Consider the following 21,748-nt stretch of genomic DNA (forward strand, 5'->3'; position numbering starts at 1 on the left):
AAGTTGAGTGTTTCGGTATCCTCTACCAAAGTATCGTTGGCGATCGGAATGGTGATGGTTTGGGGTGCAGCATCCCCAGCGGCAAAATTGACAGTCAGGGGAGTATTGGTGTAATCATCAGGGGCGATAGCAGTACCATCACTCAATTCCACCGTGGCACTGGCGGCACCAGTGGTACTGCCAGTACGTGTAACTGTTACTGCTGCAACTGTTGTTCCATCTTCGTTGACGCTGAAAGTAGGAGCACTAAATTCCAGGGTAATCGGATCTTCAGTTCCTTGATATTCAATGTTCCGCACCAGGTAGTCGGAACCATCGTCTTTAAAGGGGGTAGCGACGTAGGCAGCGGTGGGGCTATCGTAGGCTTTGGTGGAGAACCGCAGTTCGTCAAAAGTAGCGCCGCCCAGAGGGTTTGCATCTATCTTGAATTGGAAACTGCCATCGGTGCGATCGCCAATGAAAGTAACCCCATCTGGAGACACAGCGATCGGTTTTGCAGCGATCGGAGCGTTGAGGCGAGTGAAAGTAAAATTGCTAATCGATACCGGAGCCCCATTATTAAAGAGTTGTAGGAAACCAACTTCATTACCTTGATCGCCCAAACCAGGACTTGTTTTGGGACTCAATGAACTTAGATCGATCGTGGCGCTAGTAATGTCTTGGTTATCTGCCCATTTCACCTTCAGCGCCTGAGATTGATCGGTGTTGGGGTTATGGTTGATTTCTGCCCGAATTTTCTTGGCGTCAGTGAACCAACCACTATAAGAGGCTGGGACACCAATACCACCAGTAGTGCCGTAGCTCAACCAGCTTTTAGGGTTTTCGTTACTTGCTAAAGTGAGGTTGCTGATGACATTCGGATTAAGGTAGTCAGTTTCCACGCCATCAAAAGCTATCCCAGACAGTTGGATGCCTTGATTCTGGGCGGCAGTAGGCCATTTTGCGATCAGCTCATTGAGAGCGCTGTAATTATTGGTTTGACCCAAAGAACCAGTGATTGAAGTAGCCATAGCTTCTGTGTTAATGATGAGTAATTAAGGATTAGAAGTGACTGAAAACCAGATGTTGGGCTTTCTTTATCGTTATCGGTCACTGCAAGAAAAATTTCGTCATAAGTAGGTGCAGGTAAATCCAATAAAAATGCTTACCCTGCCCAAATGCTTTCCCAATAAGCATTTCAAGGCTTGATTCCCCCTGATTAGATGTTAATTGTAATTACTTCCCTACTTAATATAGATGCTTATTCTGGCGCTGCTGAATCAAAGCTTGTAGGGGTAATTCTAAGTGCTTAGCCCGTCAGCGGTGTGGCAACCACGGGGGTATTTGCCCTACAAATTGCATACCCTATTCAGCAACGCCGGTTCACAATATCTTTACAATCTAGATATCGTGGGTTGACTTTCCCCTCTCTCTATCATGGCTTAGAACCCCTGTCTCTGTAAGTCGGAAAAGTCGGATCCTAAAGTCGGAAAAGTCGGATCTTTGCCATGAGTACATAATTTAGGATGTTGCTGAATACAGGTATGAATTCAAGATTGCCAAATGACTATAAGCCCGCTTGAGGGTGAGTTGTGTAACATCAAGCGAAAAGTTGATTTATACCTGTATTCAGGAACGCGATTATTCCTTACTTTCATCATCAATAAGTTTTATCCGGAAAAATTGCGATCTTTTTTTCTGCCCCATAAAAAGCGGGTTTTCCATATCTGTAGAGGAGAGCTTAAATCCCACATTCGCCGCCCCCCAAGAGGCAGCTTTCACTGCTTCAGCGGACAAAAGTGAATCAGCAGAGACAATTATTAGTAAAAATACTTAGAATTTTAGGCGTTGCTGATTTACAGTATGAAACGCTAAATATGCCCGTCATAAAAACCAGTATCCACAAAGCTTTTGGATTTTAAAGTGATTTTTTTCATACCCTGATTAAGCAACGCCAAGATGTCAAATGAGTTCTATACTACTGTCAGAGTGACAAAACAGAGTTAATCTGACTAAAGCACGAATTATGCACTTACCCTCTGATTTTTCAGCGGCAACTCTACAATAAACTCAGTTCCTTCGCCAACCTGACTGACGCAACGGATCTTGCCACCGTGAGCTTGGACAATTACCTGATAGCACACGGAAAGTCCCAAACCAGTGCCTTTACCCACAGGTTTAGTAGTAAAAAATGGGTCAAAAATCTTGTCTTGAATTTCTGCAGGAATTCCACTTCCCGTGTCGCGGACAGAGATTGTTACCCAGTCCGGCTCGCTTTGCCAACTGCGGATAGTTAATTCCCCCGGTTTGCTCGTTGACTGAAGCGCGTCTAAGGCATTGTCAATCAAATTATAAAATACTTGGTTAATTTGACTCGCATGACATTGGACTGGCGGCAAACTGCCGTATTGCTTGTCTATTTTGATATGAGTTTTTAGCTTATTTTGCAGCATCAAGAAACTGCTTTCTAAACCTTCATTCAAATCTACTGGTTTTAATTCAGCGTGGTCTAAACGAGAAAAATTTCGCAGCGTCATCACGATCGAGCGAATCCTCCCGCTGCCTTCTCGCATTGAATTGAGCAGTTTACCAAAGTCTTCTCGAATGTAATCGAGTTCTAGTTCTTCATTGATTCTGACAATTGCCTCTGTCGCTTCCGGGTAGGCATTTCTGACCTGTTCTAGAGCTTCGTTCAAGGCTTTAAAATATTCTTGAGCGTGAAACAAGTTAGCGTGGATGAAATTGTTGGCGTTGTTAATTTCATGAGCAATTCCCGCTACCATTTGCCCCAAACCTGACATTTTTTCGCTTTGAATCAATTGCTGCTGTGTCGATCGCAATTCTTCTAACGCAGCTTGCAACTGCTGGGTTTGAGCTTGAGATTTTACCGCAGCATCTTGGACTTGGCTGTAAAGTTCTGCTTGCTGAATGGCGATCGCCATTTGGTTGGCTATCTGAGAGAGCAACTCCATTTCTTGCCACTGCCAATTGCGGGTATCTCGGCACTCGTGAGCAATCAGCAAACCCCACAGCCTACCGGGAAATTTAGGATTATAGTTTCCGGCTGTGTCGGAGGTATTTTCTTCAGTTCTTGCTGTAACAATTGGCACTATCAGATTAGCTTTTACCTGCAAACTATCTAAGAAATCTACATGACAAGGCTCTAAACCAGCATTAAAAATATCATTAATTGCTTTGACTCGCCCTTGCTGGTAAAGATCGGCGTAATCTCCACGGAAACACTTATCAGCCCCCATATCTCCTAAAATTGAAGGCCAAGGAACTGTCATATTTTCAACAACAACTTTTCCTTGCCAGTTGTCTTGAAACTGATAGATAATTACTCGATCGCACTGCAACATTTGGCGGACTTCCCTCACCGCTGTTTCCAGGATAGTTCCCAGATCCAGGGTACTGCGAATTTGATTGCCGATCAGCCGTAGCAGCGATTCTCGTTCGGCTTGACGCCTGGTTTTGCTATATAGTTTGGCTTGATTAATCGCGATCGCCAATTGCGATCCTACCCCTTCTAAAAGCTGCCTTTCCCAATCAGTCCATTCCCGTTCGCGATCGCACTGATGCAAGCCAATTATGCCATTCACTTCACCTTGATAGCGAGTAGCTACTGCCAGCATTGACTTAATCTCCAAAGCTTCGACAATTTTTCGGGTTTGTGGGTTCAATCCCGGAAAATCGAGAAAGTTCGTCAGTGCTAGGGACTCTTGCTGAGACACGACGGCAGCCAAATGCGGGTTGTCACTCATCGGTACTTTCATTCCCAGTTGAATCGGATAGTCCCCCGCGTTGTACTCTCCGCGCGTGACTAAAGTTTTTTCTGTATTTGATTCTTTGACCAAAATGCTCACGCGACTTGCCTGTAGCGCTTGTCCCAGCAATCTGCAGGCTGATGTCAAAATTTCTTCTATGTCAAGTGTACTGCGAATTTCGTTATTAATTTGGTTCAGCAAGTTTGATAACTGAACTTGCTGCTGCATCTGTACAATTATGGCTTTTTGTTGGTCTACTTCCGGCAGCGAAAGACTTTCTTGCTGCATCCAGTTTTCAGATTCAGGCAACCGCGAAGTTACTCTGTGCCAGGGGTTTTCGTGTTCTTGTATTTGTAAAGACATATTTACTCAGCAGTTGTACAGTATTTTGATTGAGTCTGGTTTTATAAACCTGTGCTTACCCCGCCAACAGCCCCATCGCAGCTACCAGGACTTTTGGAATATCTTAAGACATTATAAAGGATGCCGCCTGAGCAAAGCAATTATTTGCTTTACAAATATTTATATTTAGCAACTCTGCCCTCTGCAGCCGACAATACTAATTGGCGCGTGGCATGGAAGTTGGTCAGATGTCAAATAGAGTTAACCGCCCGCTTAAGCGAATAAAATTAATCTAAACTCTATCTTTAGTTCAATGTTTGCGCCGGCTAGCTCAACATGGAAAACTCAATTCCCGACAATTTTCGTTCGCCAGCAAGCACCGACAACATTACTTCTGGATTGACAGGTAAAGCCCAGATTAAAATAGCTTTGGCGATCGGCAACTCCCGACTGCACTGGGGATTATTTGCGGGCAAAACTCTGAAGAAAACATGGGATACAGAGCATCTCAATGCTGATACTGTTTCCTCGCTCTCGGAGCAGGAAAAGGCAGAATATTTGGTGCAAACAGTAATGAGGTCGATCGAGGAAATATCTGCTCAAAATCTCCTTTGTCTTCCTGCTACTCCCGCTTTTTCTAATCCTCACACACTTTCTTTCGTGCCACTGCCTCTAATTTTGGCTTCAGTAGTTCCCCAGCAAACAGCAATTTGGCAGAGTTATCCAGATGTCCGAATTATTACTTTAGACCAGTTGCCGATCGGGGGACTCTATCCTACCCTGGGAATTGACAGAGCTTTGGCTGTAGTGGGCGCTGGCAACCAATTGGGTTGGCCAATTTTACTTATAGATGCTGGTACAGCTTTAACATTTACTGGGGCTGATGTCAATAGGTATTTAGTTGGGGGCGCAATCTTACCAGGTTTGGGTTTGCAGTTATCGTCGTTAGGTAAAAAAACTGCTGGATTACCTTTAATCACTTTACCACAAAATTTGCCATACCGCTGGGCGACAGACACTGCTGGGGCAATTCAAAGCGGAGTTGTGTATGCGACGGTGGCAGGAGTTAGGGATTTTATTGAAGATTGGCGGGGTTGGTTTCCTGATAGCAAAATTGCGGTCACGGGGGGCGATCGCACTATGCTTTTAAAATACCTCACCGCAGCCTTTCCTGATACAGCCTCCGGCTTAATTGACGCACCAGAGGCTATTTTTTGGGGAATTAGCCTGTTAAATGTTGACTGTTGACTGTTGACTGTTGACTGTTGTCATTTTATCAATGACCAATGACCAATGACCAATGACCAATGACCAATTCACCTAGCAAACTCGCGAATATAGTTAGCAACAACATCCGGGACTTCCTGGGGCAAATTGCTTTCCCCCGGACTGACTAATTGTAGTTCGGCATTAGGAGCCAGAGCAGCATAGGATTGACACAGAGAAGAAGCTGCGGGAGTCTCTTCAGAACCGTGCAACAGCAAAACAGGCGCTTTCAGCAAAGGCAAATTCTCATCAACTAATTCCGCTGTAATTTCAGCCCGCCGCCGCCCGAACAGCAACTGCACAGCAACAGGGGACTCCATCAACTGCTGTCTGAAGTTGAGCAATCCGTCAATCTTTTTTTGGCTACCCAGCAACTTAGCAATTGGATAGATCGATCGCAGCCACCACAAAGCCAGCGGTGGTTGACCGATCAGCCAGCTAGCTGTCTGCCACCGCCCCCGCCGGTTGCCAACCTTGACGCCTTCTGGGGCCAACAACACCAAACCCTGAACTCGATCGGGATATTTGATAGCGTAGCTGGTGGCCACCCAGCCACCCAGAGAGTGAGCGATTAAATAAACCTCTCGCAGCTTCAAAGTATCGAGGTATTGGGCGAGACACTCTACTTCCAAGTCGATCGAATAATGAAGATTCGGGCGTTCCGAGTCGCCAAACCCCAGCAAATCCGGTGCGAAGCAGTGGTAGTAGGCGCTCAAATGTTCGATCGTCCTCAGCCACTGACTGCTGTCGTGCCAAGAACCGTGCAAAAATACTAAATTCGGGCCTTGACCGACTTCGTGCCAAAAGATTTGCCCTACAGAGAGTTTTACCCTAGAATTGCGTAGCGGTGAGTACATCCGGTTAAATATTTAGTAATAAAAAGATGATTAATTTAATGTTCAGAGATTGTGAATAAAAGTAGGAAAACAGTGAAAATTAATTCCACATTCATAACAGACAATTTTTGACCGCGAGGTAATTTCCGACTTTTCTCAAATTTGGATGCCCTGCCGATTTACGCCAAAGTTGTTCGGCCTTGAAAATAGTCCTGTAAGTGTTGGTCGTTATCGTGGCTGAGCTGGCCCTCCGGCAGCGATGCGGGTAAAAAAGCCTCAACCTCGCTGACTTCAAGCGTATCCTGAACTTGCATCTTGCCCTGCACCTCTGCCGCCACCACGATACAAATCGAGTGCAGGCGAGGGTCTCTATCGGCAGCCGAATAAACGCCCACCAAGCGATGGATTTTGACTAACTCGAGTCCTGTTTCCTCCGCTAATTCCCGGCGCACAGTTGTGGGAATATCCTCTCCCCAATCCACCATACCTCCCGGCAGTCCCCAGCGACCGTTGTCGCGGCGGCGAATTAACACAATTCGCCCGTCAGGCAATACAGGAATCACCGCAGTACCAGTGACGGGATGTCGAAAAATCAGTCCCAGCACAGTTTGTACAATTTGCCACAATCGACGCATAAACTCAAAAGCTTGTTTAGGAGATAGTAATTTCAGGGCTCCTAGCTCGCAGCTCCGGAGTCTTAATTTTTAATTTTTCATTCAGGCCAGAGGTCTGGCAAATCTGCTAATATCTCCGCTGCGTGAGATTCTGGTTTGACTTTGCGGTAAACCTTTTCAATCCTACCATCACGGTCGATCGCGAAGGTCGATCGAGTAATTCCCATAAATTCTTTTCCCATAAACTTTTTGAGTCCGTAACAGCCGTAGGCGGTAGCAACTTCAGCGTTTAAGTCGCACAGCAAGGGAAAAGGTAGTTGATATTTAGCTGCAAACTTGGCGTGGGCCCCGGCCCCGTCTGTACTGACGCCGAGAACTGCTATATTGCGCGACTGGTAGTCTAAGTAAATGTCGCGAAAGCCGCAAGCTTCTTTGGTACAGCCAGGGGTATTGTCCCTAGGGTAAAAATACAGTACAACTCGCCGCCCTCGAAAATCTGCAAGGCTGACGATATTGCCTTGCGCGTCGGGCAGGCTGAAGACAGGAGCTACGTCACCGGGATTTATAGTCATTGGTCGTATTTGTCAAGAGTTTATAGAAATCTTCTGCAAGATTGACAACATTGCGTCCCGATCAAACCCAGATTCCCAGCGACTTGAATCCCCGTGTTCTTTTTTCTGGGTCTTGTACCGGGTGTGCTATGATCGTCATCGGTCTAAAATTGAGTATAACTAGCCAACGTAAAAACTTAACTGGATTAGTTGAGTGCGTAGTCACACCTAACGGTGTTGCGGTTTAGGAAAGCTAAATTTGAAGAAAACCTAACTACATAAAGAGAACTGATCGAGTACGGTAGGACATACCGGAATTAACGCTTGGGGAGAAGACACCTATATTTTGGCTGGAGAAATCCTGTCACAAGCAAGTGAATTCGCTGAACCAAGAATCTCAGTCACCAAGAGTGCACAGAGTGTCAAACTTAAGAATCCCCGTGCGTGAAAGCCCGGGGACTGTCAATGTTTATTAGTGAGGTCAGAATGGCTAAGCGCCGCAATCTCAAGAAAGAAAAGGCACAACGAAATCAAGCATACGCTCGCAAGTTTCGCAAGCGGAGAAATCAAGATATGTTCTCCAACAAGAGAAGGCGATTTGACGGCGGTAACGGCGGTGGCATGGGCGCCATGAGCGGTGGCGGCAGAGACAAAGACATGGCTGCTGCTGAAGATTAATTGATTCAGGCTATCTGCCGAACTTAGAACCAGAGTGGAAAACACGATAGTTCTAAGGAGAGATAGCCAGCCGGAATTTGTCCAATAATTCAACGATGTTTAGGCGATCCGATCGCGCGCAGCGATAAGTGATTTTCTCACTTGTTCAAACCCGGTACCCCCGTAACTATTGCGAGCCGCCACCACTTGCTGAGGTGCGATCGCGCTGTAAATGTCTGTCTCAAAGGCTGGGTGCAAGTCTTTCCACTCCTCAAGTGTCAAATCTTTGAGGAGTTTGCCCCCCGAAAGGCAAGTTTTGACGACTTTGCCGACAAGGTTGTAAGCTTCCCGGAAGGGAACGCCTTTGGCGGCCAAGTAGTCGGCTACGTCTGTAGCATTAGAAAAGTCTTCTGTAACGGCAGCGGCGAGGCGATCGCCATTAAACTCGATGCCTTCCCGCAGCAAAATGGTCATTGCTTCCAAGCAACCTTGTACCGTTTTGACGGTATCAAACAAAGCCTCTTTATCTTCTTGCAAATCTTTGTTGTAGGCCAAAGGAAGTCCCTTCACTACTACCAACAAGGCTTGCAAGTTACCGAACACCCGCCCCGCTTTGCCTCGCACCAACTCCGGCACATCGGGATTTTTTTTCTGGGGCATGATGCTAGAACCAGTAGCGCAGCTATCTTTGAGCGTAATAAATCCAAATTCGTGAGAAGACCACAAAATCATTTCTTCTGACAAGCGGCTCAGGTGTACCAGAATCAAGCTGGCTGCAGCGAGAAATTCGATCGCAAAATCTCGATCGCTCACTCCATCTAAGCTATTAGCATAAACCTTGTCAAATTGCAAGAGTTCTGCAGTATAATGTCGGTCGATCGGGAAAGTCGTCCCCGCCAGCGCGCCACAACCCAAAGGCGAAACATTCACCCGCTTGCAGATATCGCCGAGACGTTCCCAATCGCGATCGGTCATTTCAAAATAAGCTAACAGGTAATGAGCCAAACTGATCGGCTGAGCGCGCTGCAAATGAGTGTAACCGGGAATTAAAGTTTCCACGTTACGATCGGCAAGATCGAGCAAAACCCCTTGAAATTCCCGCAATTGCTCACGAATTTCGGCGATGCGATCGCGCAAATACAAACGAGTATCAGTGCCGGCTTGATCGTTGCGCGATCGGGCAGTGTGCAACTTTTTCCCCGCATCTCCCACAATCTCCGTCAGCCGCTTCTCTACAGCGAAGTGAACGTCTTCGGCATCAACTCCCGGAACAAAAAGTCCTTGGCGGTATTCGCGGCGAATCTGTTCCAAACCATTGACTAACTGTTCGCCTTCTGCTGCGGAAATAATCCCCGTTTTGGCCAGCATTTTAGCGTGAGCGACAGAACCAGTCAAGTCATACTCAATCAATTCAATATCGAAGCCAATACTAGCATTAAATCGGGCGATCGCCGGGTGCAGCGCCGATTCAAATCTTTGACTCCAAGTTTTTTGTTGTGTTGTCATTGCTGAAGCTAAAACTAGATTATATCTCTGTTGCAGAAGTCTATAAAAACCGATTTTTAGCAAAGACTAAAGTCCTTCCTGCGGTTTGTAGTCAGGACTTTAGTCCTCCATTCCCAACTCGGCAATAAAAAACTTAACTCCTGACTACCCACTTTTTATACATCTTTTGACCCGAAAAAACTGAAGTCTGGACTACAAAATTGTGAAAGTTTTGCTGCATCAGAAAGAAGTGAAGTTTTGTTGGCTAAAAACATTTTAAATCCGTTCCAGATAACTTCTTGGACAATAACTCTAACGAAAAATCCCTTTCAAGAACCAGCCAACAAAAATACCTATAAAAAAAGCTCCTATTTGACCAGTCGAAACAAAATTGTTCCAAGCTTTCTGGAAATTCGTAAAAATTTCGTAACTTTGACCCAAAAACACCGTCGAACTCAAATGAGATTTCAAAACTACCACGTGAGCGACATCGTTCCAAGTAATCGAACTGGTTAATCCAGCAGTAATTTCCGGGATTAAATTAACTATCATGGTGATTTTCTCCTGCTAAAGGTGTTACCCTCAGAACAACCAGTGTCATGTCATCTTCGTTACGATTGCCGATGCCGATAAACTGGTGAACGCGATCGAACAAATAATCCAAAATTTCTTCAGACTGCTGGTAATTTTGACAGGCCCACTGAAAAGCCGAGGTCAAGTTATCCTCATCAAAGCGATCGCCCCTTTGATTAGAAGCATCAGTAAATCCGTCTGTGTAATAAATAATAGTATCTCCGGGCTGCAATTGCACGCTTGCTTCTTGGTAATGCGAATCAGCATCCAGCCCAATTAACATCCCCTCCAAAGTATCAAGCTGAAGAATCGAATTAGTTGCAGCTTGCCACAGCAAAGGCGGGTGGTGAGCAGCATTGCTGTAAGACAAAACGCGAGTTTTCGGGTCATACTCCGAATAAAACAGAGTCACAAAACGGTGGGAATTTTCCAAATCCGCGTGCATAACCCGGTTTAAATGTTGCAAAATTCTCGACGGCGAGTGGCGGTTCAAAACCTCCGCCCGGAGCATACCCCGTGTCATCGTCATCAACAGGCCAGCCGGTACTCCTTTGCCCATCACGTCGCCGATCACAATGCTCCAGCGGCCCTTGTCGATTTTGGACTTGAGATTTTTAATTAGGGATGGGGGGTGTTCTCCCTCATTCTCCTTGCCGATCGGGTCATAGTCAGCCGGAATAAAATCATAATAATCTCCGCCGACTCTGCTAGCAGTTTGGCAGCGGGCGGCCACGTCAAGGCCGGGAATTTTCGGACAACTGCGGGGTTGCAGTCGCAATTGAATTTCCGCCCCGATTTCTAACTCTCTGTCTAAGCGGTCTTTTTCCGCCAACTTAACAGTAAGTTCGTCTTTGCAAATAGCCACAGCAGTTTGATCCGCCACCAACCGAACTAATTTCTGTCTGCTGGGAGTCCAGATATATTGCGGATCACTGCTAAAAACATAAAGCCGCCCGCGTTCCAAATTGTTGACCAAAATTGGCGCCCCAAACAAATGAACATCCGGGCCCAAATAACGACCAACTTGCAGGTCGAGACTAGAAGTTTGCCCAGAGGTTTCCGAAAACGTTCCAGCAGTAGCGCCCGCACCTGCTGTAGCTTGCCTGGTGGCTATTTCCAGCGCTTTTCGCATATCTTGGCACTGCCGTCCTTCCTGACAATGCAACTGCTGGAACCTGACTTGACCGTTGGGTTTGAACAGCACTAAAGCTCCCCCGTCCGCGTCCGTAACGCGAGTCGCCACCAAAGGCACCAACTCCAAAAATTGGTTGAGATTGTTAAAACTTCGCAGGGCAAATCCCAGCGAACCCAACATATCTTGAACGTTGTGCTGATATCGGTGCAAACGCGCCACCAGTTCTTTGAGGGCAAATACTGGCGTCGCGTCGGTGGAATTGCGACCCGAAGGGCGGTCAGCAGGTTGAGGTGAGGGGCGAGGCAAAGGCACAGCAGTCATTCGATTTTAGATTTTAGATTTTAGATTTTGGATTGATTCGACGGATAAATTCGGGGGACGCAAGGATTTTAGATTTTAGATTTTGGATTGATTCGACGGATAAATCACGTGGCGGGTACCACATGAAGAAATTCACAGGTCATTTTAGATTTGTGATTTTCGATCTTAGAAAGAGGATATTTGATTGAGGAGTTACACGCCAGTGAACCCAAACCCGGTTTTTTTTCTGTTTAGTAGAGGAGTGCGATGCTAGTTTGAGGTTAAGGATTGGAGATTTTGAAGCTCTCTACCCGTCCCGATTTTTGGAGGCGGATAGAGATACTTCATCCATCTAAAATCTAAAATCTAAAATCTAAAATCGAGTAGGGCTTCCACAAATTCGTAACTAGAAAACGGGCGCAAGTCTTCGATGCTTTCCCCAACTCCAATAAAGCGGATGGGCAGACCAAGCTGCTGCACTACTGCTAGGGCAACACCACCTTTAGCAGAACCGTCGAGTTTTGTCAATACTACTCCACTTAATTTGGCCGATTCTGCGAACACTTCTGCCTGTCGCAAACCATTTTGACCCAGTGTGGCATCCAAGACCAGTAGAGATTCTACGGTAGCGCCGGGGGCTTTCTTATCTACAATGCGACGGATTTTACTTAATTCGTCCATCAGATTTTTTTTGTTTTGCAGGCGGCCTGCGGTGTCTACGATCAGCAGTTCTGTGCCGCGGGCGGTGGCGGCGGCGATCGCATCAAACACGACAGCAGCCGGATCGGTATTTTTCCCTGGGTTGGCAATAATTTCGACGCCGCTGCGGGAACCCCAAACTTTCACCTGTTCGACGGCGGCGGCCCGGAAAGTGTCGGCGGCGGCAATTAGGGTTTTGTAGCCGGATTTTTGGGCAATGTGGGCAAGTTTGCCGATAGTCGTAGTTTTGCCCGCACCGTTGACTCCTACGATTAACCAGATGTTAAAAGTCTCTTTTTCCGGGGCAAATGTCAGGCTGTAGAGGGGATTACCGGCGGCGGTTTCGGCACAGGGAGCGTCCAAAATGTCGCGCAGGATGGTTTTCAGGTAGGCTAGAGCCTGTTCTGGGGGCAGCACTTCTTGTTTGAGTCTTTCTTGGAGGCGACTGATAATGATGTCGGTGGCTGCGACTCCAACATCGGCTTGTAGCAGCAAAGTCTCAATTTCGGCTACTGCGTCTTGATTGAGCGGGCCTTGACCGACGATCGCCTTGAGTCGATTAATTAAGCTGCGACGAGTTCTTTCTAAGCCTTTCCGCAGTTTTTGCAGCCAAGTGATTTCTTCAACGGATACTTGGTCTGGGCGGCGGCCTTGACTGGCTAAGATTTCTGAAGACCACAGGAAGCCTTCGTCAAAGGCGAAACCGGGAATTTCTTCGATAATTGCCGCTCTCTCGGCGGCGGCTGCAATTACCTCTGGTTCTTCAAGGGCGGTTTCTTTGAGGCGTTCGATGCGCTCCATGCGATCGGCCTGAGCTCTGGCCCAAAACGGCAGGGCTTCCGCTACTTCGCCGTCGGATGCGAGTGATTCGGTTTCTACAACCTCAGTTGCAGGTTCGGCAATTTCTATATTTTCTGCTGTAACTTCTAATTGTTGAGCTATAGGTGCAATGTCGATCGCCCCGGCTGTTGGTTGCAGAGTTTCTGGAATTTCTGCGGGTTCTGTTGCATCGATTTCTATCGCCTCGGTTGCTTCAACTGTTGCTGGTGCTGCAACTTCTGGAACTTCTGCAACAGTTGGTGCTGTGGGTGCTGGTTCAAGTTCGATCGGCTCCGTTGCTTCAATAGTCGCGGGTTCTGCAACTTCTGCCACTGTCGCGATTTCTGCTTCGGCTGCTGGAACTTCAGCCGCTGCTGTCTCGGAAACTTCTGTTTCGGGTTTTTGCTGTTTTTGAATATTTTTGTAAGCAGCTTTCGCCCAATTGAGATAATCTTCGGCTACAGCAGGAGAGCCTTGCTCCGTTGCATCTGTTTGAGGCTCAACCGGTGCGGATTTTGCCGACTCATCTTGCGGCTGTTCGGGGGTTGCTTCTGTTTCAGAAGATTTATTTTCGCTGTACTGGCGACGAAACCAATTAAAAACCATAAAAGTAAATGGGGAATAGAGAAGAGTTATTAGTCCAGTCCTGGACGCCTTAAGGCCAGAGAAACCGGGTTTTTTATCTTACTGTGGACTATAACGAAGGATTTTCGTAAAAAACCCGGTTTCTGACTACCCGTGCGTCCAGGACTATAGTCATTAGTCATCAGTTCTTAGTGTAGAGCGGATTGCCGATCGCAGATTGCCGATCGCTATTGACCAATGACTGATGACTAATGACTGCTGACTATCGACTACTGACTAACAACTTCTGCATTGATTTTATCGACTACTCGGCGGAGGACTCCGTTGATGAAGCGATGTCCATCGTCACCGCTGTAGCGTTTTGCCAGTTGGACTGCTTCGTTGACGCTGACTTGTTCGGGTAAGCCGAGATATAGCATTTCGGCGATGGCGATTCTCATGATATCTCGATCGATCCGGGCCAACCGTTCTATTTGCCAGTCTACTAGCGCTTCCGAGAGCAATTCATCAATTTGAACACGGTTGGCGCTGACTTTCGTCAGGATTTGCAAAGCGTAGGTGCGGACATCTTGCTGGTTGGCTAGCTGGATCAGTTCTGGAAACTCCATTGCTGAACCGAGACGGTTGATTGCGGTTTGGGTGAGTTCGACTGCTTCCCGCACCATTGCTCTAGCACTTTGTATATCGGCGGCGCGGATTTCGCTGGCAAGCAGTTTGTCGCTACTCCGCTGCACTTCGGATGCTGCTGCTTCTAAGGATTCTTGAACTTCTGTTGTCAGGGTGCGGATGGCGGCGAGGAGAACATCTTGCAGTTTCTTGGCTTCTAAGAGTTCTGGATTCGTCGGCAGTTGGCTGATGCCGAGGAGTGCGAGTTCGCGTGCTGTTTCGCGGGCTTTTTTCATAATTTTTAGATAGGAATTGAGAATTTAGGAAGTTTTTCGATCGCGCGCGGACTTGAACTTTAGCAGAAAACTCGACTAAAAGCTCTACCAGACCGACAGTCTGACTCGCCAGCGGCGGGTAGTTTACAGATACTTCGCTGTCAAACCCAAGATTTATCCTTGAAACCGGGTTTCTGAGTTTAGGCTTTCTCGGTTTGGGCTGGTTTTGTCGAAATATTATCTGCTATGGGGAAAGTTTACACTGCCTTACGGGCGACTAAGGAATGAGAATTAAATAACTTCCACTCTTGAAAGTGGGATGGGCGTCCCGCCCGTCATGAGTGGACGGGCGGGACGCCCATCCCACAATAACAATTAAAATTGTAAGTTATTTAATTCGCGATCCTAAAGATGTCTTGGTTCAATCTTCTTCGACTGGGACAGGCTGGTATCTTGATTCGGATACAAAGGGTTCGAGTGTTTTGCCCTTGATGTTTTCGGGGGTTACTGCAATTGAGTTGTTGGGGTTGACGATGCCGCCGGAGATGATGACTTTAAAGGCATCTTCGATCGACATTGACAAGTTGACTAAATCTGCCTCCGGCACTATAGCGTACCATCCGGTAGTGGGGTTGGGAGTGGTGGGGATGAAAATGCCGATCGGGGTTTCACCGGAAAGGTGAGGTGGGATGTCGTTACTCTCGATCGTACCGGTCACAAATGCTAAAGTCCAGATTCCCCGCCGCGGATATTCCACTAACACCACGCGGCGAAATTTGTCGTTTGATTTGAGGAGGGTTCCCAGCAGTTGTTTGAGGGTTTTGTAAACCGAACCGGCTAGGGGAATTGCCTGCAACACCCGTTCGCCAAAGTCTAGCAGCCACTTACCGAAAATGTTGCGGGCCATTAAGCCGATGACTAAGATGCTCAGCAGGGGTACAGCCAGCCCTACTAAAAGATTGAGCAGATTCACCAAAATCGGGTGGAGTCCGTCAAAAGGGTTGATCTGCTTGGGAATTTTGGTGAGAAAATTGATCACCCAACTGGCGACGGTAATTGTCAGCCAGATGGTGGTAGCTAAGGGTATCACTACCAATAGTCCTGCGATCAGGTCGTTTTTTAAGTCTTGTTTGATGCGTTGGAGCACGGCGGGTCAAATCTCCTCGTAACTGGTTCCCAATAACCTGAATAAAGCTGAGACTAAAGCAACTGCACGGGCTTTACTGGATGTCACCATAGACGATCGTCTTCAATTCTGCTAAACCCTACCCTTTCTGAGGGGGAAGAGTTAGGGATCGCCGGTGCTGTACCTTTATTTTAAAGAATTATTGCAAGTTGGCGCTTGATTTTAATATATGCGGGCTGTGCAGCAGCTCACCGTATTGTATATTTTAAGACATTTTGGGTCGGTTCAATCAATAAGCCGATCGGTCAATCGATTTTAGATTTTAGATTTTAGATTTTAGATTTTAGAATTGACTTGCGCGAGATAAATGCTCTTTCTTGAGGATTTTCGATTTGGGATTGATTCCACGGATAAATCACGTGGCGAGTACCACATGAAGAAATTCGTGGTCAGAGACGGCCTGGGAGTCGAAGTGTAGCGAGTCCAAATAAAATTTTCTGTGATTTGTATCGGAAATTAATTGGTCGATCGAGCTTTCTCAGATTTTCGGCGGGGCGGCACTTCGTTTTACTTATATCTTGCACCCTTTTCCATAAGCTTTTTAGGGACGGGCTCTCCTGCCCATCCCACAATCAAATTCACTCTTTGACAGAACAGGCCGGAAAGCCTGTTCTTGAAAATGGTGCAACCTATGAGTTTTACCTGATATCTTGCACCATTCTCAATTAGCCCTAGGGGCGGGTTCGCCAACAGCCTTAAAGCTTGCAAATAGGTTCTATAAACCCGCCCGACCCCACGAAAAATCCTCTTATTGATATTGCTGCAAGATGTCAGATGTAACCGAATTCAGGGGAATATATGTAGGTTGAGTGCTGTGTGCCTGCAAAAATATATCTGTGGATAGATGCAGTGTAACCGGTGGCAACTAAATTAGCGGTAATTTTTGAGGGCGACTGCGCTCGACCATCCAAGCGTTGCCTACCATGCAACGCTTGGATGGTAGGCAAATCCGGCAAAAAGTAAAGCAGACATACCAGCAACTTTGACTTTTTTTGACAGGATTAATCGATATTCAGGAAATAAGGGCAGGATTCCAGCGAATTCCAGCTTGAGACGAGCGACAAAGCAATATAGAATTAACAGGGGCATCACTACAAAAAAATAATCTGCCAAACGAGGTAGCAGTAGTTAGGAGCAAGCGAGATAAATTACTACATAGCTAGTTGTTTCTAGCCAGAAGCGCGAAACTATTTGTTCAACAGGGTATAGCTAAACTGCTGCATACAAGCAAGACTCCAGCGGTGCCGATTCCTTGGAAACCGACGAAAGTTAAGGAAAAACAACCGTACTAGCCAATCAAGTCAGAGCGGGGATTCACCCCTCAGCAAGAAGCAATAGACTTGATGAGAATTTAGAATTGAGATATGAATGCTCAACTGATGAAACCAATTGGTTTTTACATTTTTTTATGCCATTCACAACCCAAGACTTTTTTTGGCTTCACTTAAAGCCGCAGCCCGATAAAATTTTGTATCCGCTAATTAATATTTAAGTAAAAGGAATTTTTGTGAAAACGCTCAGTATCCTCTTAGTAGAAGACAGTCCCCTAGATGCCGAACTGATTGAGGCATATCTAATGGATGGCGGGCTCCAATTTTCTCTGGTGTGTGTGGAAAATCGAGAAGACTTTGCCACGGCGCTGGAAAAACAAAGTTTTGACATTATTTTGGCAGATTATATGCTGCCTTGTTTTAACGGGATAGCGGCACTGGAAATCGCCCACACTACTTGTCCGGGAGTGCCTTTTATTTTTGTTTCGGCTACTTTGGGCGAGGAAGTGGCGATCGAAACTTTGAAAAGCGGGGCTACTGATTATGTTCTCAAACGCCGTTTGATACGCCTGGTGCCGTCGATTCAGCGGGCGCTGCGCGAAGTTCAAGAACGGAACGAGCGCAAGCAAGCGGAAGCACAGCAGCAGGAGAGCGAAGCTCGATTTCGGATTATGGCGGATACCGCGCCGGTAATGATTTGGATGTCGGACACTGACCAACTTGGCGATTACTTTAACAAAGTTTGGCTGGAGTTTACCGGTAGAACTTTGGCGCAAGAAATGGGCACGGGTTGGATGGAAAGCTTGCACCCAGATGACTTGCCAGAATGTCTGGATATTTACCAAAAAGCCTTCGACACTGGCAGCGAGTACCGGCTCGAATGCCGCCTGAGACGCTATGACGGGGAATACCGCTGGGTTTTGGGTACGGGCGTACCCCGGTACAGACCCGATCGCACTTTTGCAGGTTACATCGGTTCTTACATCGATATTAGCGATCGAAAACTGGCAGAACAAGAACGCGCTGCCGCTTTGTCCCGCGAACAAGCAGCGAGGTTGCAAGCAGAAGAAACTGCTAAAGCGCTGCAATCGGCAAACGATCAAATTACTAACATTCTCGAAAGCATTACCGATGCTTTTATCGCTGTTGATTTAAATTGGAACTATACCTATGTCAACCACCAAGCTATTGAGCTGTTAGGCAGACCAAAAGCAGAACTGATTGGTAAAAAAGTTTGGGATATATTTCCCTGGGCTGTCGATTTACAGTTTTACAAAATGGCGACCAAAGCACTAGCAGAAAAGGTAACGATCGAGTATGAAGAATTCGTGCCGCTATGGAATAAGTGGTTGAAGGTGCGTTTTTATCCTTCCGATTCTGGTTTGTCGGCTTACATCCAAGACGTTAGCGATCGCAAGCACACAGAATCTGCACTTCAAGCTAGCGAAGAAAAGCTGAGAATGTTAGCCGAAGCTAACTTGATAGGAATTATCTTCGGGGATGTTAACGGCGGTATCATTGAGGCAAACGATGAATTTTTGCGGATAGTTGGTTACACGCGGGAACAGTTGCAGGGCGGTGAATTAAACTCGATTGATATCACGCCGCCGGAGTACCAGTCTCTCGATAAGAAGGGGATGGCAGAGGCACAAGCAACGGGGGCTTGCACTCCCTACGAAAAGGAATTCTGGAGGAGAGACGGCAGCCGGATTCCGGTGTTGATCGGATATGTTTTGCTGGCCCAAAAGCGGCAAGAATCTGTGGCTTTTATTCTCGATTTGACGGTTGGCAAGCAGTTGGAAAGAGAACTGCACGATCGAGCCCAGGAATTGGCGCGGGCGAACCGGATTAAAGACGAGTTTCTCGGAACTTTGTCCCACGAATTGCGAACGCCGCTGAATGCGATGCTGGGATGGGCGCAACTGCTGCGAAACCGCAAGTTTGACGAAAAAACGACTGTTCGGGCTCTGGAAACGATCGACCGCAATACACGATCGCTGGCAACTCTGATCGACGATTTGCTGGACGTGTCGCAGATTATTACCGGGAAACTGTCGCTGAATTTGCGGTGGGTGGATGTGATTTCGACTGTTGAGGGTGCGATAGATACTCTCGCGCCCGCGATTGCTGCCAAAAATATTGAAATTGTGACGGATTTCGACCCAACTACCGGGCGGATTTTTGCCGATTCGGGCCGCTTGCAACAGGTAGCCTGGAATTTGCTGTCGAATGCGATTAAGTTTACTCCCGATGGCGGACAGGTGAGGGTGGGGGTGCGAAAGATGGAGAGGACTTTGGACTCTCAGGAATCCGCTTGCTGCAAAAATTTGTCGCCCGCTAGTGTCGAAATTGAGGTCAGCGACACGGGACAAGGGATTTCAGAAGAGTTTTTGCCCCACGTTTTCGAGCGGTTCAGCCAAGCTGACAGCTCTATAAGACGATCGTACAACGGATTGGGTTTGGGCTTGGCTCTAGTGCGACATTTTGTGGAAATGCACGGGGGGACGGTGCAAGCCGAATCTGCCGGGAAGGGAAAAGGATCGAGGTTTTTAGTGAAATTGCCAATTCAACAGCTTCATTGCGACGGCGGATTGTCTGTTGCTGGACTCGGGGAGTGGGCGATTCCTCAAAGCAAGGCGCGAGCCCCTGTAAAGGAGTCTTTTGTCAGCAGCAATCTTTCTGGAGTGCGGGTATTGGTGGTCGATATCGACGCGGATTCCCTGGATTTTGCCTGTACAGTGCTCGAAGATTGCGGGGCCCAGGTGGAGACTGCTAGCTCTGGAAAGGATGCTCTGGAGGCGATTGAAAGGCTGAATCCGAATGTGTTGGCGATCGATATCGGGATGCAGGCCCTTGATGGAGAGGCTTTGCTGCAACAAGTGCGATCGCGGATGGTGGACAGGGAAATTCCGGCGTTGGCCTTCACGGCGGTTGGTAGGGTAGAGGAACGGGTACGGGCACTGCAGGAAGGTTTTCAAATTTATGTACCCAAGCCGATCGAGCCTGCTGAGTTGGTGGCGGTGGTGGCAAGTTTGGCGGGACGCCGGAAGGATTTTAGATTTTAGATTTTAGATTTTAGATTGACTCGGCGATGACGGATGTCGTAACTACAAACCAATTTTCTTGCATTCGAGCGATCGGATAATTCCTAGGACTAAGGCTAACTGGCACTAGATACTTAAAATTTAAGCTTTATTTGCGAGACTTGCCCGGTTGTCCTAATCCTGCCGAAAAACTTTTTTTAGTATTAGTTAGACTTAGAGCTAATTTGTCAAGTCCCGAAAGTTATGAATTTAATTTAGGTCACAGTGTGTAGTTTTTGATACTGATAGCAGTTTCTCAAAGGAATGCAACTGTAGACAAGTTTCAAACCCTGATAATCATCAGTAGTCGGACTTCTCAAATCTCAAATCTCAAATCTCAAATCTCAAATCGATAGATTCTAAGGAATGAGAATTAAATAACTTCCACAAGATTGTGGGACGGGCGGGACGCCCATCCCACAATAACAATTAAAATTGTAAGTTATTAAATTCGCGATCCTAAGTTACACTTAACCTAATTTGTCATACCCCAAAAGTTATAAATTTAATTTAAGTCAAAGTTTTTAGCTTTCGATCGCAGGTGCAGGGACGATCGCCCATCACACTATCTCCTCAAATATCAAGTTCAGCAACCAGATGCTTCATGAGAAAAATATGCGGCCGGCGTAAATGCTTCTAACACGCCTCTATTGCCCGCCCTGCAAAGATTTTTGGTTTTTTGGATGTGGACTTATCGCCCGCTTCCCACTATCTATGGCTAGATACCAATTGCACCCGACCGGCATCCATTTCATCCATTAATAACTCTAAAGCCTCATAATCAATATCCGAGATGTACCCCAAACGGGTGAGCTCGTAGTTGATTTCGTTTTCAATGTCAGGCGTCAACTGCTTAATGTAGAGGGCTTTTTCTACAAGTTGACGAATAGCATGAGTTGCTTGCATAGTAAGTCGGAGAACTCCGTACATTTTTATTCTCCTCTGAAGTGTCTAGCAAACAGGTGATCTAGATCAGAACTCACAAGTGATTTAAATTACAATGTTCAGTTTTATCTAACAGCTAGGGCCAAGTCGATCGCAATTTTTATAGTTACCAAGACTCAACCTGCAGGTATCAATAAAAAATAGTATAGTAGCTTACGTTTCCTCCCCAAATCTTATGCAAAACTTCATAAAAAAGAGTCAATAAATAAAGATTCAGTAAAACTACTGACAACAACTGGTCAGTTTGCCTCGGATTAAGTTAGGCTCAGAGGAATCAAGTAGGTTTAGGCTTACATCCGTCCAGCGCAGTAGTTGAAAATACGTAGCAATCATAGGTTTGACATATGCAGACACTTCTTGCCCATAAACCAATTACGGTGATTCGACCCCTAGACTACCTGAATGCAGCCACCTGCGGAGAATTCGGCGTACAACTAATGACAGCAATTGCAGCCCCCGGTGTTGTATCGGTACTCGTAGATTTGGACGCGGTAAAATTTATTGACAGTGCAGGTTTGATGGCATTGGTTTCGGGCCTCAAGCAGGCGAAAAAAATGGGGCGCAGGTTTAGTCTTTGCTCGGTATCCCCTGGGATTAAGATGATTCTGGAACTCAGCCAACTGGATCGAGTGTTTGAGATATTTGAAAATGTCGATAGCTTTGAAGCCGAAAACTCCTGCGTAAAACAACACTGATAGAGCCTCCTGGGCGACGAGAACAGGCAAAAAAACACAGCAAATTCGGTTAAATGCCCGAAAAGACAGACGACTGTCG

17 protein-coding genes are annotated in these 21,748 nt (G+C 46.7%); 4 read left to right on the top strand and 13 right to left on the bottom strand.

Going from position 1 to position 21,748, the window contains the following annotated elements:
* From QUA88_RS21350 to QUA88_RS21360, 3 genes are all read right to left on the bottom strand, one after another.
* On the bottom strand, positions 1-1,010 hold a 1,010-nt coding region (locus QUA88_RS21350), incomplete at its 3' end, for a Calx-beta domain-containing protein (RefSeq protein WP_333273723.1).
* A 610-nt stretch (positions 1,011-1,620) separates the two neighbouring features.
* Positions 1,621-1,761 carry a hypothetical protein gene (locus tag QUA88_RS21355; protein ID WP_333150880.1) on the bottom strand — a complete coding sequence of 47 codons (141 nt, stop codon included), beginning with the start codon at positions 1,759-1,761 and terminating at the stop codon, positions 1,621-1,623.
* A 242-nt stretch (positions 1,762-2,003) separates the two neighbouring features.
* Positions 2,004-4,109 carry a GAF domain-containing protein gene (locus tag QUA88_RS21360; protein WP_333233748.1) on the bottom strand — a complete coding sequence of 702 codons (2,106 nt, stop codon included), beginning with the start codon at positions 4,107-4,109 and terminating at the stop codon, positions 2,004-2,006.
* A 315-nt stretch (positions 4,110-4,424) separates the two neighbouring features.
* Here QUA88_RS21360 and QUA88_RS21365 point away from each other — a divergent pair, with 315 nt between their 5' ends.
* Positions 4,425-5,336 carry a pantothenate kinase gene (locus QUA88_RS21365; RefSeq protein ID WP_333058359.1) on the top strand — a complete coding sequence of 304 codons (912 nt, stop codon included), beginning with the start codon at positions 4,425-4,427 and terminating at the stop codon, positions 5,334-5,336.
* Positions 5,337-5,404: 68 nt separating this feature from the next.
* Here QUA88_RS21365 and QUA88_RS21370 read toward each other — a convergent pair whose 3' ends face one another.
* From QUA88_RS21370 to bcp, 3 genes are all read right to left on the bottom strand, one after another.
* The gene (locus QUA88_RS21370; RefSeq protein ID WP_333058361.1) at positions 5,405-6,211 is read right to left on the bottom strand and encodes an alpha/beta hydrolase; all 807 of its coding nucleotides are present in this window, start codon (positions 6,209-6,211) and stop codon (positions 5,405-5,407) included.
* 158 nt (positions 6,212-6,369) lie between these two features.
* Positions 6,370-6,825 (bottom strand): NUDIX hydrolase, encoded by a 456-nt coding sequence (locus QUA88_RS21375; protein ID WP_333058363.1) that lies wholly within the window; start codon positions 6,823-6,825, stop codon positions 6,370-6,372.
* Positions 6,826-6,902: 77 nt separating this feature from the next.
* The gene (bcp, locus tag QUA88_RS21380; protein WP_333058366.1) at positions 6,903-7,376 is read right to left on the bottom strand and encodes a thioredoxin-dependent thiol peroxidase; all 474 of its coding nucleotides are present in this window, start codon (positions 7,374-7,376) and stop codon (positions 6,903-6,905) included.
* Positions 7,377-7,841: 465 nt separating this feature from the next.
* Here bcp and QUA88_RS21385 point away from each other — a divergent pair, with 465 nt between their 5' ends.
* Complete coding sequence (locus QUA88_RS21385) at positions 7,842-8,033, top strand: hypothetical protein (protein ID WP_190738786.1); 192 nt, start codon at positions 7,842-7,844, stop codon at positions 8,031-8,033.
* Positions 8,034-8,132: 99 nt separating this feature from the next.
* On the opposite strand, the gene argH is transcribed toward QUA88_RS21385, so the two are convergent.
* From argH to QUA88_RS21415, 6 genes are all read right to left on the bottom strand, one after another.
* On the bottom strand, positions 8,133-9,518 hold the full coding sequence (gene argH / locus QUA88_RS21390) for an argininosuccinate lyase (protein WP_333233743.1): 1,386 nt from the start codon (positions 9,516-9,518) through the stop codon (positions 8,133-8,135).
* A gap of 291 nt (positions 9,519-9,809) precedes the next feature.
* On the bottom strand, positions 9,810-10,049 hold the full coding sequence (locus QUA88_RS21395) for a hypothetical protein (protein ID WP_333058370.1): 240 nt from the start codon (positions 10,047-10,049) through the stop codon (positions 9,810-9,812).
* A complete protein-coding gene (locus tag QUA88_RS21400; protein WP_333058372.1) occupies positions 10,039-11,526 on the bottom strand; it encodes a PP2C family protein-serine/threonine phosphatase in 1,488 nt (495 codons plus the stop codon). Before QUA88_RS21400 ends, QUA88_RS21395 begins: the two co-directional genes overlap by 11 nt.
* Positions 11,527-11,871: 345 nt before the next feature.
* Positions 11,872-13,629 (bottom strand): signal recognition particle-docking protein FtsY, encoded by a 1,758-nt coding sequence (gene ftsY / locus QUA88_RS21405; RefSeq protein WP_333273730.1) that lies wholly within the window; start codon positions 13,627-13,629, stop codon positions 11,872-11,874.
* A gap of 248 nt (positions 13,630-13,877) precedes the next feature.
* On the bottom strand, positions 13,878-14,510 hold the full coding sequence (gene nusB / locus QUA88_RS21410) for a transcription antitermination factor NusB (protein ID WP_333058376.1): 633 nt from the start codon (positions 14,508-14,510) through the stop codon (positions 13,878-13,880).
* 400 nt (positions 14,511-14,910) lie between these two features.
* Positions 14,911-15,636 carry a DUF502 domain-containing protein gene (locus QUA88_RS21415; RefSeq protein WP_333058302.1) on the bottom strand — a complete coding sequence of 242 codons (726 nt, stop codon included), beginning with the start codon at positions 15,634-15,636 and terminating at the stop codon, positions 14,911-14,913.
* A 1,546-nt stretch (positions 15,637-17,182) separates the two neighbouring features.
* On the opposite strand from QUA88_RS21415, the gene QUA88_RS21420 reads away from it, so the two are divergent.
* On the top strand, positions 17,183-20,011 hold the full coding sequence (locus tag QUA88_RS21420) for a PAS domain S-box protein (RefSeq protein WP_333058301.1): 2,829 nt from the start codon (positions 17,183-17,185) through the stop codon (positions 20,009-20,011).
* 726 nt (positions 20,012-20,737) lie between these two features.
* Here the strand turns inward: QUA88_RS21420 and QUA88_RS21425 are convergent.
* Positions 20,738-20,935 carry a hypothetical protein gene (locus QUA88_RS21425; RefSeq protein WP_333058304.1) on the bottom strand — a complete coding sequence of 66 codons (198 nt, stop codon included), beginning with the start codon at positions 20,933-20,935 and terminating at the stop codon, positions 20,738-20,740.
* 383 nt (positions 20,936-21,318) lie between these two features.
* Between QUA88_RS21425 and QUA88_RS21430 the strand changes: the two genes are divergently transcribed.
* On the top strand, positions 21,319-21,669 hold the full coding sequence (locus tag QUA88_RS21430; RefSeq protein ID WP_333058300.1) for an STAS domain-containing protein: 351 nt from the start codon (positions 21,319-21,321) through the stop codon (positions 21,667-21,669).
* Positions 21,670-21,748 lie beyond the last annotated feature (79 nt).

The sequence above is a fragment of the Microcoleus sp. D3_18_C2 genome, from assembly GCF_036702395.1.
GTDB lineage: Bacteria > Cyanobacteriota > Cyanobacteriia > Cyanobacteriales > Microcoleaceae > Microcoleus.

Excerpts from the sequence above, each read along its gene's own strand:
- QUA88_RS21360 (WP_333233748.1), bottom strand. The coding sequence starts at position 4,109 with ATGTCTTTACAAATACAAGAACACGAAAACCCCTGGCACAGAGTAACT.
- QUA88_RS21365 (WP_333058359.1), top strand. The coding sequence starts at position 4,425 with ATGGAAAACTCAATTCCCGACAATTTTCGTTCGCCAGCAAGCACCGAC.
- QUA88_RS21370 (WP_333058361.1), bottom strand. The coding sequence starts at position 6,211 with ATGTACTCACCGCTACGCAATTCTAGGGTAAAACTCTCTGTAGGGCAA.
- QUA88_RS21375 (WP_333058363.1), bottom strand. The coding sequence starts at position 6,825 with ATGCGTCGATTGTGGCAAATTGTACAAACTGTGCTGGGACTGATTTTT.
- bcp (WP_333058366.1), bottom strand. The coding sequence starts at position 7,376 with ATGACTATAAATCCCGGTGACGTAGCTCCTGTCTTCAGCCTGCCCGAC.
- QUA88_RS21385 (WP_190738786.1), top strand. The coding sequence starts at position 7,842 with ATGGCTAAGCGCCGCAATCTCAAGAAAGAAAAGGCACAACGAAATCAA.
- argH (WP_333233743.1), bottom strand. The coding sequence starts at position 9,518 with ATGACAACACAACAAAAAACTTGGAGTCAAAGATTTGAATCGGCGCTG.
- QUA88_RS21395 (WP_333058370.1), bottom strand. The coding sequence starts at position 10,049 with ATGATAGTTAATTTAATCCCGGAAATTACTGCTGGATTAACCAGTTCG.
- QUA88_RS21400 (WP_333058372.1), bottom strand. The coding sequence starts at position 11,526 with ATGACTGCTGTGCCTTTGCCTCGCCCCTCACCTCAACCTGCTGACCGC.
- ftsY (WP_333273730.1), bottom strand. The coding sequence starts at position 13,629 with ATGGTTTTTAATTGGTTTCGTCGCCAGTACAGCGAAAATAAATCTTCT.
- nusB (WP_333058376.1), bottom strand. The coding sequence starts at position 14,510 with ATGAAAAAAGCCCGCGAAACAGCACGCGAACTCGCACTCCTCGGCATC.
- QUA88_RS21425 (WP_333058304.1), bottom strand. The coding sequence starts at position 20,935 with ATGCAAGCAACTCATGCTATTCGTCAACTTGTAGAAAAAGCCCTCTAC.
- QUA88_RS21430 (WP_333058300.1), top strand. The coding sequence starts at position 21,319 with ATGCAGACACTTCTTGCCCATAAACCAATTACGGTGATTCGACCCCTA.